This window comes from Spartinivicinus ruber (assembly GCF_011009015.1).
GTDB lineage: Bacteria > Pseudomonadota > Gammaproteobacteria > Pseudomonadales > Zooshikellaceae > Spartinivicinus > Spartinivicinus ruber.
In genome coordinates, this window is sequence record NZ_CP048878.1 from 451262 (window position 1) to 465728 (window position 14467).

At 41.1% G+C, this 14467-nt stretch carries 15 protein-coding genes; 7 read left to right on the forward strand and 8 right to left on the reverse strand.

The genetic code is table 11. The annotated features are described in order from the left end of the window. Positions 1 to 29: 29 nt before the first annotated feature. On the reverse strand, positions 30 to 857 hold the full coding sequence (locus tag G4Y78_RS02085) for a Ppx/GppA phosphatase family protein (RefSeq protein ID WP_163831186.1): 828 nt from the start codon (positions 855 to 857) through the stop codon (positions 30 to 32). Further along, complete coding sequence (locus G4Y78_RS02090; RefSeq protein ID WP_163831188.1) at positions 835 to 1518, reverse strand: TetR/AcrR family transcriptional regulator; 684 nt, start codon at positions 1516 to 1518, stop codon at positions 835 to 837. The genes G4Y78_RS02085 and G4Y78_RS02090 overlap by 23 nt, the downstream gene beginning before the upstream one ends. 141 nt (positions 1519 to 1659) lie before the next feature. Here G4Y78_RS02090 and G4Y78_RS02095 point away from each other — a divergent pair, with 141 nt between their 5' ends. The 5 genes from G4Y78_RS02095 (at position 1660) to G4Y78_RS02115 (ending at position 6447) form a co-directional block, all read left to right on the forward strand. Continuing rightward, the gene (locus G4Y78_RS02095; RefSeq protein WP_230425679.1) at positions 1660 to 3090 is read left to right on the forward strand and encodes a coniferyl aldehyde dehydrogenase; all 1431 of its coding nucleotides are present in this window, start codon (positions 1660 to 1662) and stop codon (positions 3088 to 3090) included. An 86-nt stretch (positions 3091 to 3176) separates the two neighbouring features. Continuing rightward, positions 3177 to 3794 (forward strand): hypothetical protein, encoded by a 618-nt coding sequence (locus G4Y78_RS02100; RefSeq protein ID WP_163831190.1) that lies wholly within the window; start codon positions 3177 to 3179, stop codon positions 3792 to 3794. A 41-nt stretch (positions 3795 to 3835) separates the two neighbouring features. Next, on the forward strand, positions 3836 to 5440 hold the full coding sequence (locus tag G4Y78_RS02105) for a GMC family oxidoreductase (protein WP_163831191.1): 1605 nt from the start codon (positions 3836 to 3838) through the stop codon (positions 5438 to 5440). Between the two features lie 124 nt (positions 5441 to 5564). Next, positions 5565 to 6053, forward strand: coding sequence for a pantetheine-phosphate adenylyltransferase (gene coaD / locus G4Y78_RS02110; protein WP_163831193.1), 489 nt, complete (start codon positions 5565 to 5567; stop codon positions 6051 to 6053). Between the two features lie 139 nt (positions 6054 to 6192). Then, positions 6193 to 6447 (forward strand): YfhL family 4Fe-4S dicluster ferredoxin, encoded by a 255-nt coding sequence (locus G4Y78_RS02115; RefSeq protein WP_163831195.1) that lies wholly within the window; start codon positions 6193 to 6195, stop codon positions 6445 to 6447. A gap of 186 nt (positions 6448 to 6633) precedes the next feature. Here G4Y78_RS02115 and G4Y78_RS02120 read toward each other — a convergent pair whose 3' ends face one another. Both G4Y78_RS02120 and mutM read right to left on the reverse strand, forming a co-directional pair. Beyond that, entirely contained in the window at positions 6634 to 6987 is a 354-nt protein-coding gene (locus G4Y78_RS02120) for a hypothetical protein (protein ID WP_163831197.1), read from the reverse strand. A gap of 214 nt (positions 6988 to 7201) precedes the next feature. Next, positions 7202 to 8023 (reverse strand): bifunctional DNA-formamidopyrimidine glycosylase/DNA-(apurinic or apyrimidinic site) lyase, encoded by an 822-nt coding sequence (gene mutM, locus G4Y78_RS02125; protein ID WP_163831198.1) that lies wholly within the window; start codon positions 8021 to 8023, stop codon positions 7202 to 7204. A gap of 94 nt (positions 8024 to 8117) precedes the next feature. On the opposite strand from mutM, the gene G4Y78_RS02130 reads away from it, so the two are divergent. After that, on the forward strand, positions 8118 to 10187 hold the full coding sequence (locus tag G4Y78_RS02130; RefSeq protein WP_163831200.1) for a hydantoinase/oxoprolinase family protein: 2070 nt from the start codon (positions 8118 to 8120) through the stop codon (positions 10185 to 10187). Between the two features lie 432 nt (positions 10188 to 10619). Continuing rightward, complete coding sequence (locus G4Y78_RS02135) at positions 10620 to 11798, forward strand: DesA family fatty acid desaturase (RefSeq protein ID WP_163831201.1); 1179 nt, start codon at positions 10620 to 10622, stop codon at positions 11796 to 11798. A 276-nt stretch (positions 11799 to 12074) separates the two neighbouring features. Here the strand turns inward: G4Y78_RS02135 and G4Y78_RS02140 are convergent, their stop codons facing one another. From G4Y78_RS02140 to rpmB, 4 genes are all read right to left on the reverse strand, one after another. Continuing rightward, on the reverse strand, positions 12075 to 12305 hold the full coding sequence (locus tag G4Y78_RS02140) for a hypothetical protein (protein WP_163831203.1): 231 nt from the start codon (positions 12303 to 12305) through the stop codon (positions 12075 to 12077). A gap of 271 nt (positions 12306 to 12576) precedes the next feature. Beyond that, positions 12577 to 13902, reverse strand: coding sequence for a prephenate-dependent tRNA uridine(34) hydroxylase TrhP (gene trhP, locus G4Y78_RS02145; RefSeq protein WP_163831205.1), 1326 nt, complete (start codon positions 13900 to 13902; stop codon positions 12577 to 12579). 130 nt (positions 13903 to 14032) lie between these two features. After that, on the reverse strand, positions 14033 to 14188 hold the full coding sequence (gene rpmG / locus G4Y78_RS02150; RefSeq protein WP_163831207.1) for a 50S ribosomal protein L33: 156 nt from the start codon (positions 14186 to 14188) through the stop codon (positions 14033 to 14035). A gap of 12 nt (positions 14189 to 14200) precedes the next feature. Beyond that, a complete protein-coding gene (gene rpmB, locus G4Y78_RS02155) occupies positions 14201 to 14437 on the reverse strand; it encodes a 50S ribosomal protein L28 (RefSeq protein ID WP_163831209.1) in 237 nt (78 codons plus the stop codon). Between the last annotated feature and the right edge of the window lie 30 nt (positions 14438 to 14467).

Here is a 14467-nt window from a genome sequence, read left to right on the forward strand (position 1 = left end):
ACAGTCACAACTGTGATATTCAAATAGTATTAATAGGCCCTAGAAGCAACAAGTTCTTTAGCAAATGGCAACCCATCAACGATAGTGAGATTATTCACCATAAAAAAATCTTCACTACATTTATTGAGTAATGCAACAATCAAGCAGTTAGAGGCGATGGCGCCATCCATCCATTTAGGGTCAAAAGGTGATAGTTGGCGGAGTTCATTGAGAGGTTTTTCGACTAATTGACTTGCCAATTCAATAAAATCTGCTTTTGTGCATTTATCTTTAATTAATGGTATGCCTAAGTGCTCTAGGTAGCGTTTTTCACCGCCGGTATAAATAAATGAATTTATTGATTTTGGTAGTTGGCTGGTTAGCCAGTCAATACATTGCTTGGTGTTTCTATTTTCTGGTTTGGTAGATAAATTGAACTGTTGAGTTAAGTAATTTAAGCCATAAGAGTAAAACAGTATTCCTTGATCAGGTTGAATAAGTTGGATGCTGCCACCGCCGGCGTCAATGATTGTATAATTTTCATTATAGCCATAGTGTTTGCAAGCTAAGCCAATAAGGTTGGCTTCTTGCTGTTGGCTTAGTACTTTTAAAGGAATGGCTAATTTTTTACAGGCTTGCTCAGCGTGTTTTTTTAAGACCTGATTATTTCTTAATGCAGCAGTACCTATCGCTAAAGTTGGACCATTAACTGCAAACTCAGTTAATAAACTGCTGAGCTGAGTATAAATAGTGTTGCTATCATATTTATTTTTTATCCATTGCCAACTTCTTAAGCAGCATATGATTAACTCGCCAGATTTTAAATGATAAAGCTTTGCTGAGTGACTGCCTAGATCAATGATCCATCGGTACTGCATCTATTGCCTCAAATAGTAAAGATGGAGAGGTTAGCTCTGGAAGTATTTTAAGTTCACATAAAGCTTTCTCAGTGAAAAAGGCCTGCTCAATAGCCATAATTTGAAAAATACTTTCATGAATCCATTGTTTGGTTAAGCTATTGGAGTTTGACAAAACTGCTGTTCGTAAAAAGCCAATCCATGAAGTCATAGTAATCCAGCAGTGATTACTTAATGCCTTTAATTGACAATCACTGGCTCTAATATAACCTGCTGTGCGCAGTGCTTCGTAAATCGCTTCTGCTGACTGTAAACAAAACCGAGAAAACTGTTTGTATCGCTCATGTAGTTTGGGGTCAGAAGATAGCAAGTGCTCCAGGTCTCGGTGAAAAAAACGGTAATACCACATACATTGTGCAACTTGTGTCAGGTAATCTTGCTTGTCTGCAAGTGTGATGGAGCGGCCATGTGGTAATACTAAAATTTTCTGTAAGTCATTCTCATATTGAAGATATATCTGATAAATGATTTCCTGCTTATTCTTGAAGTGATAATACAAGTTTCCTGGTGAGATGCCTAAGTGAGAGGCAATATGGTTTGTCGTTACATTGCGCTCCCCCTGTTCATTAAAGAGAGTCAAGCTGGCACTAATGATCTTATCTTGTGTTTTAGGCTTTGCCACTAATAAACCTGTTAAATCTATAAAACTTATTAAATCTATAGCTACTATTGACTAATTAGAGTAATAACTCTAATAATACTAACAGTGACAAGCAGTAAAAGGAATACAAATTAACGTCCTTCTTGCTGGAGAAGACCTGCTATGGCTACACCTGCTGCTCAAATGAGCTCAGCAACAGAGCTTAACCCTTTACTTGATCAACTCCGAGTGCTACAGAATGGGTTTCAAAAACAACCGATGCCAAAGGCCTTGGAGCGGATTGAATGGCTTGCCAAACTAAAGCAAGTACTGTTAAGTGCTCAGGATCAGCTGATTGCAGCGTTAAATGAAGACTTTGGTAATCGAGCAGCAGCAGAAACCATGCTGGGTGAAATCATGCCAAGTATTCAGGGCATTAATTATGCGATGAAGCACTTAAAGCGTTGGATGAAACCAAGCAAACGTCATGTGGGACTACAGTTGCAGCCAGCGAAAGCAAAAGTCATTTATCAGCCAGTGGGTGTTATTGGAATTATTGTACCTTGGAATTACCCGGTTTATTTAGCTATAGGGCCTTTAACAACCGCGCTGGCTGCGGGCAATCGAGCTTACTTGAAGCTTTCCGAATATACACCAAAAACCTCAGCATTATTGGCTGAGTTGTTAACCAATAACTTCCCTAATGATTTAGTTGCTGTTGCCACGGGTGATGCTCAAGTAGGGATTAGTTTTTCCAAATTGCCTTTTGATCATTTGTTATTTACCGGCTCAACTCAGGTGGGCCATGCGGTAATGGCGGCAGCGGCACAAAACCTTACCCCAGTAACATTAGAGTTGGGTGGTAAGTCACCGGTTATTATTGACCAGGATTTTCCCATTGCAGAGGCCGCTGAGCGAATTTGTTTTGGAAAGGCTTTTAATGCAGGGCAAACCTGTGTAGCTCCTGATTATATTTTATTGCCAAAATCGCAGGAAAACGATTTTATTAACGCTTTTAAAGCTCACTTCAGTAAAATGTATAGCGGCAATCAGCAGCACTACAGTTGTATTATTAATGAAAGGCAGCATCAGCGTTTGCAGGACTGGTTAGCAGATGCTACTAAGCAAGGTGCCACAGTGCATAAAGTGGAGAGTGTGGTTGAAGATGCTAATAAAGGCCACATGACGATGCATTTGGTTGCTAATACCAAACCTGGGATGAAGTTAAGACAGCAGGAAATCTTTGGGCCGATTCTGCCAATAGTAGGTTATAAAAACCTTGATGAAGCAATCGAGTTAATTAATGCTGGGTCTCGACCACTCGCCCTTTATTATTTTGGTTTTGATCAACAAAGACAGGAAAAAGTGCTGACCCATACCCACTCAGGAGGGGTATGTATTAACGATACCATGATGCATGTGGCAGTAGATGATTTACCTTTCGGTGGTATTGGTCATTCAGGAATGGGGCAATATCATGGACATGAAGGATTTCTTACATTTTCCAAAGCTAAACCTGTGTTTAGCAAAGGTAAATTTAATGGGGCTAAGTTGGTTTATCCGCCATATAAACAACTAATTTTAAAATTGTTATACCGATTATTTGTTAGATAATTTTTTGAGGATATCTAACAAATACTATTTTTAAAGGTCTTTGCAGCAAACTATAAAAAACGCGAAGCGTATGCCTGATAATAAATATGAATGTCATTTTACTTAATAAACGCTTTGCGTTGAAACGTCGTCAGCTTTTAAAAGTGGGAATTGCTGGCTCGTTAGCGCTTTCTGGTGTGATTACTATTAATCAGTTGGCTAATAATAGTTCTGATAGAAGTGCTATAGGCTATCAATTTTTAAGTGCAGGAGATGTTGGATTTTTTAGTGCCGTAGCACCAGTAATTTTGGGTGTTAGTAAAAATAAATCTGAATTAATCACTGCTGAACTGAAAGCTGGTAATGAATACTGGCGATCAACGCAACAAAATGCTTTTCTGAAACAATTAGATGCAAAACTTGCCTTTTTATCACCAGCATTACAGAAGGAGTTGAGAGAATTATTGGGATTAGTCAATTTATCCCTGACTCAGTGGCTAATAACGGGTGTGCGTGGTAGTTGGGAAAATGCGACCAACGACGAAATAGCTAGTTTTTTACAACGCTGGCAAACCAGCTCTATTAGTTTACTGCGAAAAGCACATCATGCATTAACCCAACTCTGTATTATGGTGTGGTATAGCCTGCCTATTAACTGGTCCAATATTGGTTACCCTGGTGTACCTTTTAAAAAAGTACTTATTACCCCCGTTAATCATTTTTAAAACACCTATTAAATGCAAACTAATAAAAATAGCCAAAGCGCATGACAATTTCTGATCCAATTCAACAAGGTATAAAGCAAGGCTGGCAGGTGGTTAATGGGCTAAAAGTGACCAAGCCGTTAGTCTTTGAAGCAGATGTAGTTATTATCGGTACAGGTGCTGGTGGAGGTATTGCGGCGGAAACTCTCAGTAATGCTGGTTTAACTGTGCTGATGGTTGAGGAAGGGCTGCTTCGGTCGTCTAATGATTTTAATATGGACGAGCATGTTGCTTATGGCGAGTTGTATCAGGAAGGAGGTGGGCGAACCACCAAAGATGGTGCGATTACCATTATGCAAGGTAAAGCGGTGGGTGGGACCACAGTAGTTAACTGGACTTCTAGTTTTCATATGCCAGAAGCAACCCTTCAGTATTGGCAGGATCAGTTTACTGTAGCTGGCATTAACTCCAGTACTTTAGCCCCTTGGTACCAATATATTGAAAAGCGTTTGAATATTGGTCCCTGGGATGTGCCACCAAATGCCAATAATGCTGTATTGAAATTAGGTTGTGAAAAGCTGGGTTATCAAGTAGCCAGTATTCCACGTAATGTTAAAGGTTGTTGGAATTTAGGTTATTGCGGCACGGGCTGCCCCACTAATGCAAAGCAGTCGATGCTGGTGACAACTATCCCAGCCGCTTTGGAAAATAACGCCACTTTATTATATGCCACAGTCGCCCAGCGCTTTAACTGGAAGCAAAGCCAAGTCAATGAACTAATTTGTTATCCATTAAAACAGGTTAATGGTGTTTTAAATAAACAGGCACCTATTACCATTAAGGCTAAGCATTATTTAATCGCAGCTGGGGCAATTGGCAGCCCAGCTATTCTAATGCGTTCCAATGTGCCTGATCCTTACCGCCGAATTGGTTTGCGAACATTTCTACACCCAGTGACGATGAGTGTTGCCCAAATGCCTCAGGAAGTTGCAGGTTATGCTGGCGCTCCTCAATCTATTTATTCTGATCATTTTCAATGGCCTGATGATGACCAAATGGGCTTTAAACTGGAAGTACCGCCTTTACAACCTGTATTGGCCTCTGTATTAATGAAGAAGACAGGTGATGCGTTACGTCAGCGTATGTTAAAACTGCCGTATACTCAGGTGCTATTGGCATTATTAAGAGATGGTTTTCACTCTGAAAGTCAGGGTGGCAGGGTAATATTACACAATGATGGTACTCCGATATTAGATTATCCACTTACTCCTTATATTTGGAAGGCAGTTAAGCATTCGCTGTTAACCATGGCAGAAATACAGTTTGCAGCAGGTGCAAAACAAGTGTTTCCTGCTCATATTGACTCTACTTTGAGTAATAGTTGGCATGAAGTTAAAGAGCAAATTAATAGGTTAGACCTTGTGTCTTATAAGACTTTATTAGGCTCTGCTCATGTGATGGGAGGCTGTGGAATGGGGGAGACCCCCTACAATAGTGTAGTGAATAGCCAGTGCCGTTTTCATCATTTTGATAATTTATCTATCCTAGATGGTTCAGTATTTCCCACCAGTATTGGCGCTAATCCACAGTTGTCGATTTATGCGCTTAGTGCATTACAGTCCAACCAGCTGGCAAATGAGTTGACGAAATCAAAAAGCAACAGCTGAATTATTTATCCGCAAATCACCTTGTATTTATATAATCTTCATATACCATTCGCTTTATACTCTCTTTGTATATAGTTATTGAGAAACGCTGAAAAAACCCGGAAATATTGTAATAGGGAAAACTATGAATACCGTTGTCTACCCAGGTACATTTGATCCGATTACCAAAGGTCATACCGATTTGATAGAGCGGGCTGCCAAACTGTTTGACCAAGTTGTTATTGCTGTAGCAGAAAGCCCAAAAAAGAAGCCTATCTTTTCCCTAGACCATCGGGTTTGCTTGGCCAAAGAGGTAACCAGTGGCCTGAAGAATGTGGAGGTGTGTGGTTTTAATAATCTATTGGCTGACTTTGTGCAGGAGCGTAAAGCTAATGTCATCTTGAGAGGGCTAAGGGCTGTTTCGGATTTTGAGTATGAATTTCAGCTGGCCAATATGAACCGTATCTTGGCCCCTAGTGTAGAGAGCTTATTTTTAACCCCTTCAGAAAAATACTCTTACATTTCCTCAACTTTAGTCAGAGAAATTGCCGCGTTAGGTGGAGATGTTTCCAAGTTTGTGCACCCTTGTGTTGAGAAAGCACTGAAAGGCTGTTTTGAGCCTCATAAACAATAGCTATGCTGGTTAAAACACACACAAACTGTCAGTTTTTCAGTTACCCAGAAGTAGCGTACAATTAGCACAGTGTAACAACAGCGTTCAGCAGCAATAAAAATGACATAGCGGGCTAGACGCTATAACTGTGAGCTTAGCAATGGCATTACTGATTACTGATGAGTGTATAAACTGCGATGTTTGTGAGCCAGAGTGCCCAAACAGTGCTATTTCTCCTGGCGAAGAAATTTATGAGATAGACCCAATGCTGTGCACTGAGTGTGTGGGGCATTATGATGAACCACAGTGCCAACAGGTATGTCCGGTTGACTGCATTCCCCATGATCCTGATCATCAGGAAAGTCATGATGAGTTAATGCAAAAGTATATGATTATTACTGGGCAGGCCAGTTAACCTTTTCGTCTTCTTCTGCTGGAATAAATTGGCATGAGCCATTAGTCAGTAAAAAAAGAAAACAAAATACCAATCCTGCAACGCTTTATGGCAACAGACCTTACCTTCCAGTATTGGGGGACTGTAAGTGTTCTGGTGCCAAGCGTTCAGGCCTAAATCAGGAATTTTATCCCGCCTGCAATAAAACTAGTCGTAGACAGTACAGCCTAAGCAGCGAACAAATGTTGCACGAGCAGGTTGCAAGACTAGTGTTTCAGCCGCCTGGCTTGCGTTCTCACCTAGTAATGAGAATGGTAAAGTAACCACGTAAGCGACAGAACCTACAACAGTCATCCCAAATAGTAATGGACGGGCAATCACTGCATCACCAATCATGGCATATGCAGAAGGATCTTGTTTCGTTCCCGTGATAGAGCGTTCTGCCTTTACATCCGCATCAATTGGTTCTATTTCAGCTTGACTGGTAGCAGGCATTGCTAAAAGTACAGTAGTTAAAACAGTCCCCAACAATCCTGAAAGCTTTGACTTCAGCCTTTGCATAGCGTTTTCCTTATTATCGAACGGTGCTTTTAAAATATACAACAACTATAACAACTCTGGGCCATCTGTCATCATTATGGCAACAATTAGACATATTTATTGCATATAGATGACAAAATAGGCTTTATTTATGGAGTCGACAATAATGGCCTATTACTCAACAGATTGTTTGTGAAATCTGTCGTATTTTTCGCTTGTCACCCCATGAGATTGGCTAACTCTGACAGCGTTGACAGTATACAGTTGCACGCTGTCCAAGCTTAATCTCTACTAATGTCTTACCACAGATTAGACAAGCTTCGCCGCCTCGGCCATATACAGATAACTCTTGTTTGAAGTAGCCTGGTTTTCCATCGCCGCCAACAAAGTCTTTTAAGGTGGTTCCCCCTTGTTTTATGGCTGCGACTAATACATGTTTAATTTCTGTGGCTAGGCGAAGATAACGTTGGCGAGAAATACTGCCAGCTTTTCTGTCTGGCTTTATGCCGGCTTTAAATAAAGCTTCATTGGCATAAATATTTCCAACCCCAACCACTACTTGGTTATCCATAATAAATTGCTTAACGGCCAATGATCGCTTTCTGGAAAGCTCAAATAATAAGTTGCCATCAAACTGATTGGTGAGGGGTTCTGGACCAAGGTGGCCTAAGAGTTGGTGTTCATTAATGGGGGTAGTGTTATCGGCCCATAAAATAGCGCCAAATTTTCTGGGATCGGTAAATCGCAAAATTTGCCCGTTACTAAATATAAAATCAGCGTGATCGTGTTTAGCGACTGGCTGGTCAGGAGAGACAATGCGCAAACTGCCAGACATACCTAAATGAATAATCAAGGTGCCCTGAGAGAAGCCAAACAATAAATATTTAGCTCGACGCTCTAAGCTGATTAGTTTAGAACCTGTGAGCAGCTTCGGCAAAGCAGCCGGAACAGGCCAGCGGAGGCGATGCTCTCTAATAACCACTTGTTTAACATTACTACCAACAATATGAGGACTTACGCCTCGACGGGTTGTTTCAACTTCTGGTAACTCTGGCATAAAAAAATCAGGACATAAAACAGGTGTAGCGTGGCTGGTTAAGTTGGCATAATAAAGCTTTAATCGCGGTTTTGGAATAAGGTTACCACTTGCTATGGCACATCAACTGCACTTGCTCGGTGTTGATACGGGCGGTACGTTCACTGATTTTGTGTACTTACAAACAGCGCCTCTAACAGCTGTTCCTGTTAATACCGATGAGCCAGCAACTGTGCAAACAATGGCGATTCATAAGGTGCTTAGCACTCCACAAGCCCCGGCACAGGCTATCTTGCAAGGTATTCAGGAAATGGAGCTGCAACCGTTGGTGGAAGCGGGTGAGTTGTTGATTATTCATGGCTCAACCGTGGCAACTAATGCTGCATTAGAAGGCAAGGGGGTGAAAACGCTTTATGTCACTAATGAAGGGTTTGGGGATATATTGACGATTGGGCGCCAACAACGTCAGGAGTTGTATAACCTGCAACCCGCTCCTGTTAAGCCGCCTGTGTCAAAAGAGCTGTGTGTTGAAGTAGGGTGCCGACTGGATGCAAAAGGTAATACTGTACTGCCTTTGACGGGTATTGATATTTATAAATTGCAACAAGCTGTGGCAGAGCATCAACCGGCTGCAGTCGCTATTAATCTATTATTTTCATTTTTAAATGATGCAGACGAAAAAGCGCTGGAAGTTGCTGTTGATGACAAGGTGTTTGTCAGTCGTTCATCGTTTGTGCTGCCTGAATATAAAGAATATGAGCGAGGCATGGCCACTTGGTTGAATGCCTGGCTGGGGCCTATTGTCGCCAGCTATTTAAATGAGTTGCAAAAGGTAACAGCACCGTGTCCAGTAACTGTGATGCAGTCATCTGGAGGCACCATTGCTGCTGAGCAAGCCAGTAACCGAGCCGTTAATTTGTTGCTATCAGGCCCAGCAGGTGGTTTGTCTGCAGCAAGCTTTATTGGCGGCTTAATTGGGAAAGATAAATTAATTACTTTTGACATGGGCGGTACTTCTACTGATGTTGCATTGATTGATGGCAAGGCAAAGCTCACCAATGAAGGAAAGATTGCCAGTTACCCGGTAGCTGTGCCAATGGTAGATATGCATACCATTGGGGCGGGTGGTGGTTCTATTGCTTATCTTGATAGTGGTGGAATGCTTCAAGTTGGGCCTGTTTCTGCGGGCGCAGACCCTGGTCCTGCATGTTATGGGCTGGGGGGAGAGAATCCTACAGTCACAGATGCCAACCTGGTATTAGGTCGTTTGCCAGCATCCACTCAGTTGGGAGGGAGCTTAAAACTGAATATGGATGCAGCAAAACAAGCCATTACTAAATTGGGTAAAACGGTGAAACTGCCAGCTGAAGAAATGGCCAAGGGAATTATAAAGCTTGCCAATGAGCATATGGTTCATGCAATACGGATTATTTCTATTCAAAAAGGCTATGACCCAAAAGAATTCACCTTATGCTGCTTTGGTGGTGCGGGTGGCTTGCATGTTTGTGCTGTGGCTGATGCTTTGGGAATGACCCGGGCGGTGGTTCCAGTCAATAGTGGTGTCCTTTCAGCGTTAGGTATGTTGGCAGCACCTAGAGCAAGGCAGTTGGTTCAAACTTATAGAAAGCCATTTAGCAAGCTAACCAGTAATGAAGTTCACAAGGCTTTCTGCCAGCTACAACAAAATGGTGTTGTAGAGATTACCGCCGAGGGTTTGTTTGAAGCGGACCTAACTTTCGATGCTGAAGTAGATATACGTTACCTTGGTCAGTCTTTTACTTTAGCTATTCCTTGCGACTGGCAGCAGCCTGACTTGATAATGATTAGTGAAGCATTTCATTATGCCCATCAGGCTCAATATGGGCATCAAATGGATACTGAAGTTGAACTGGTCAATATACGATTAGCAGTAACAGCCCCTAGCTTGAATATTGAACTTCCTACAGTCGATGTTAAAGAATTGGCTGAGGTAGGCTGTGGTAAGGTTTATGGTATTGCTCAGGATGTACCAGTGTATCAGCGGACGTTGCTGAGTAACGGCATAAATATTCAAGGCCCTGCCATTATCTGTGAGCTGATAGCGACTACTTATATAGCGCCAGATTGGCAGGCTGAAGTCGACCAGTTTGGTAACTTACAGCTTACTCGTGACAGTGATACTCTGATTACAGGTAATGAGACATAGGAGAGGTAACGAAATTATCTCTGTCAAAGTCACAACCATTTGAGCTTTTACTAATCTGAATAAGAGAAAGTGGCAGTGTGCAAAATGAGAGAGCGTTGTTGCTTTTGGTTGCCAGCAATCTGTCTATTTTCTAAGCCTTTAATTCATAGGGGATAAAAAATAAAGTTTATGTGATAGTAAATAAGATTTATGCGATAGTGGTGTCTTGTAAGTGAGAGAGCTCATTTTTTTGGGGCAGTATTTATTGTTTTATCATACTGATACAAAAAATTTGGAATGCTATTTGCTGTATTACTGACCATAGAAATTAAGTAACAACAAGGTCGTTATTACTATATACCCAAAGCATGGGGTATTAATAAAAATAGGAAAAATAATTAAGTTGAGGATGCAATTAAGTATCCTCGTCAAGCAAGTTAGAGGATATTTCTCATGTGGTATAACGGACTGCTTCAATTGTCCATTGGTGAACTCATTTTAACTATTTTATTGTTAACCCATCTTACAATTATCTCTGTAACTATTTATCTTCACCGTTATAGTGCTCATAACGCTTTAGAGTTGCATCCAGTACTTCAACATATATTTCGTGGCTGGCTATGGTTGACAACAGGTATGACAACAAAAGCATGGACTGCTATTCACAGAAAACATCATGCTAAATGTGAAACTGAAGAAGACCCTCATAGCCCGGTGGTTAAAGGAATTAATACAGTTTTTTGGCAGGGTGCTGAGCTTTATCGAAAAGAAGCAGAAAACGAAGAAACCTTAAAACGTTATGGCCAACGCACTCCCAATGACTGGGTTGAAAACAATTTATATAGCCGCTTCCCAAGCCTGGGTATTAGTATATTGCTAGTCGTTGATTTATTGTTTTTTGGGATTATAGGCTTAACGGTTTGGGCAATCCAAATGATCTGGATTCCATTGTTTGCTGCAGGTGTTATTAATGGTGTGGGACACCATGCAGGTTATCGTAACTTTGAGTGTAAAGATGCAGCCCGTAATATACTGCCTTGGGGAATTCTAATCGGTGGAGAAGAGTTACATAACAATCACCATACTTTCCCTAACTCTCCCAAATTATCAGCCAAATCCTGGGAGTTTGATATTGGCTGGTTCTATATCAAAGTTTTGTGCTTCTTTAAGTTGGCTAACGTAAAGCATAAAAAGCCTATTAGTTATATGGATAAAAAGAAAAAGCATATTGATGCAGAAACTATCATGGCAGTGATTAATAATCGTTTCCAAATAATGGTGCATTACAGGAAGCAGGTCATTAAGCCAATTATTAAACTGGAGAAGTCATTGGCAGAGAATAAAAAGCTGTTTCGTCGGGCCCATAAGTTGCTAGCACGAGAAACCAGTTTAGTAAAACCTGCTCATCAAGAGCGTATTACTCACTTGTTAGAGCATAGCCACATATTAAAAACTATTTACGAAAAGCGCATTGCATTACAGTCAATCTGGCAAACTACATTCAAAGACAAGCATGAACGTATCGAGGCTTTAAAAGAGTGGTGTCAGCAAGCAGAAGCCAGCGGCATCAAGGCGCTAGCTGATTTTGCTGCACTATTACGTAGCTATCGATTAACTAACCCAGTGTCATAATTAATGAAGCTAAAAACGGTTGTTACTGGTTGGTCAATAATAACCGTTTTTTTAAGAGTTAGAAAAAAGCTATTCACAAGATATGTCTTCTATTCATATAATCCCCTTCACGAATGATTTTTATGGACTGTTGTCTTCGCTCTTCACCCTAATCATTTATAAAAACATAAACTCATAGGGCTTCATTGCTCGACGGTTGCCCCTAAAAACCCTGCGTTTTGGGTATGGATGTAAATGGTTGTACTTTTGGGCAAATAAAAAATACAAAGGCTTCGTTTAGCGGTATATGACCAATTGATTTAAATGCATCAAGAGTCGGCTATCTGTTAGTTTTATGGTAACCATATCTCCTTGTAGAGACTCTATTATTCCTTGTTCCTTGCCAATTGATGGTAATAAGATAAATACGGGTTGTGCTGTTTCGGCCAGCTCAGCGACTAAAGCATGCCAAGTGCTTATATGAACGATGCTGTTGGTATTTTGAAGTTGAGTTGCTAGTCCGTGCATGGTTTATCCCCCAATTAAGTGCCCTTTAAAGAGCCAGCCTATATGGCTAGTTTCAAAGAGTATCACTACTGTTGAAACCGTAGTATCAGGAAGTGGCTCCCCCTCACTTCCTAATCAAGTAGCCTAGCGGTTTTCTCATTTGAGTAAATAGTCATTTAGGCTAATAAATACAAGTTTTTTTGATTATTTTTTAGTACGAATGTGTAAAAAATGTTTTGTGAGTTGTTAATCTGAATATTTCAGCGTATATCAAACAGTCTCGATATTCTGTCTAGGTTAAATACTTTGTTAATAAACCAAATTCACTGTTAAAACCAGTCATAGGGATTTTTACCTGGTGGCCAGAACCTGGAGCAGCATCACGCTGTTCACCATTTATTGCTTCAATATGATTTAGTACAAATGTTTGGTTACCTTGAGGTGACATTAACTCTAGTTTATCGCCGACTTGAAACCGGTTTTTCACGTTAATAGTGATCATCTCACCATCACTATCAACTACTTCACCCACAAACTGTTGTTTATCACTAATTGAGTTGCCGCGTTCATACATTTGGTATTCATCATGTACATGGCGACGATAAAATCCTTCGGTGTAACCTCTGCTAGCCAGGTTTTCTAGGGTATCCATTAATTCCATATTGAATGCTTTGCCTGCTACGGCATCATTAATTGCCTGTCGATAAACCTGTGCGGTTCGAGCAACGTAATAATGGGATTTAGTGCGGCCTTCAATTTTTAGTGAATGTACGCCCATTTCAACAAAACGCGGCACATGTTGTACTGCACGTAAGTCTTTGGAGTTCATAATATAGGTGCCATGCTCATCTTCGAAAGCAGGCATATATTGGTCGGGTCGCCCTTGCTCTTGAAGCAAAACAATTTCATCTGAGGGCTCTCCACTACCTAATTGGGGGGCGACTTTGGCTGGATCGACTTGCTGCACTGGCACTACATCACCTTCCGGTGTTTCTTTTGCTTCATGGGCATCGTACTTCCAGCGGCAGGCATTGGTGCAAGTTCCCTGGTTAGGGTCACGGTGATTCATATAGCCAGAAAGTAAGCAGCGACCAGAATAAGCAATACAAAGGGCACCATGAACAAAGACTTCTAATTCCATGCTTGGACATTTTTCACGGATTTCTGCTACTTCTTCTAAAGATAATTCGCGAGATAAAATAATTCGGTTAATTCCCTGCCTAGCCCAAAACTCAACAGAAGCATAATTAACCACATTGGCTTGTACGGACAAGTGGATTTCTGTTTCTGGCCAGCGATCTTTAATCAGCATGATTAAGCCTGGATCAGACATAATCAATGCATCTGGCTGCATTTCAATAACAGGCTCAATATCCCGTAAATAGGTTTTAATTTTGCTATTGTGCGGAGCAATATTGCTGGCAAGGTAAAACTTTTTGCCTTGCTGGTGAGCGATTTCGATGCCTTTGGCGAGATTTTTCAGGTCAAAGTCGTTATTACGAACCCGTAAGCTGTATCGAGGTTGCCCTGCATATACAGCATCTGCGCCATAGGCAAAAGCATACTGCATATTGTTCAAAGTACCAGCAGGAGATAAAAGTTCAGGTGCCTTGACCATGGCTGCTGCCTCTCTAAAAACGTAAACTTAGAAAAACGGATTTTAACTCAAGATGATTGTTGCGTACTGACCAGGAACAAAAAAACCCGCTTTAGCGGGTTTTTTGCACACTGACAAAACAACAAGAATCTTATTTGATTTTTGCTTCTTTGTAGATAACGTGTTTACGAACAACTGGGTCGTATTTTTTCATCTCCAGTTTGTCTGGAGTGTTACGCTTGTTTTTATCAGTGGTGTAGAAATGACCGGTTCCTGCACTGGAAACCATTCTGATTTTATCACGCATGGTATTCGCTCCTTACACTTTTTCGCCACGAGAACGAAGATCTGCTAATACGTTATCGATACCTTTTTTATCGATAATACGCATACCTTTAGCAGAAACCCGTAACTTAACAAACCGCTTCTCAGATTCTACCCAGAAACGATGGTGGTGTAAGTTAGGCAAAAAACGACGACGCGTTTTGTTGTGTGCGTGAGATACATTGTTACCGGTAACTGGACGCTTTCCAGTGACCTGACAAACCTTAGACATTTGCTCAGCCTCTGCGCTTGATTAAGTTCC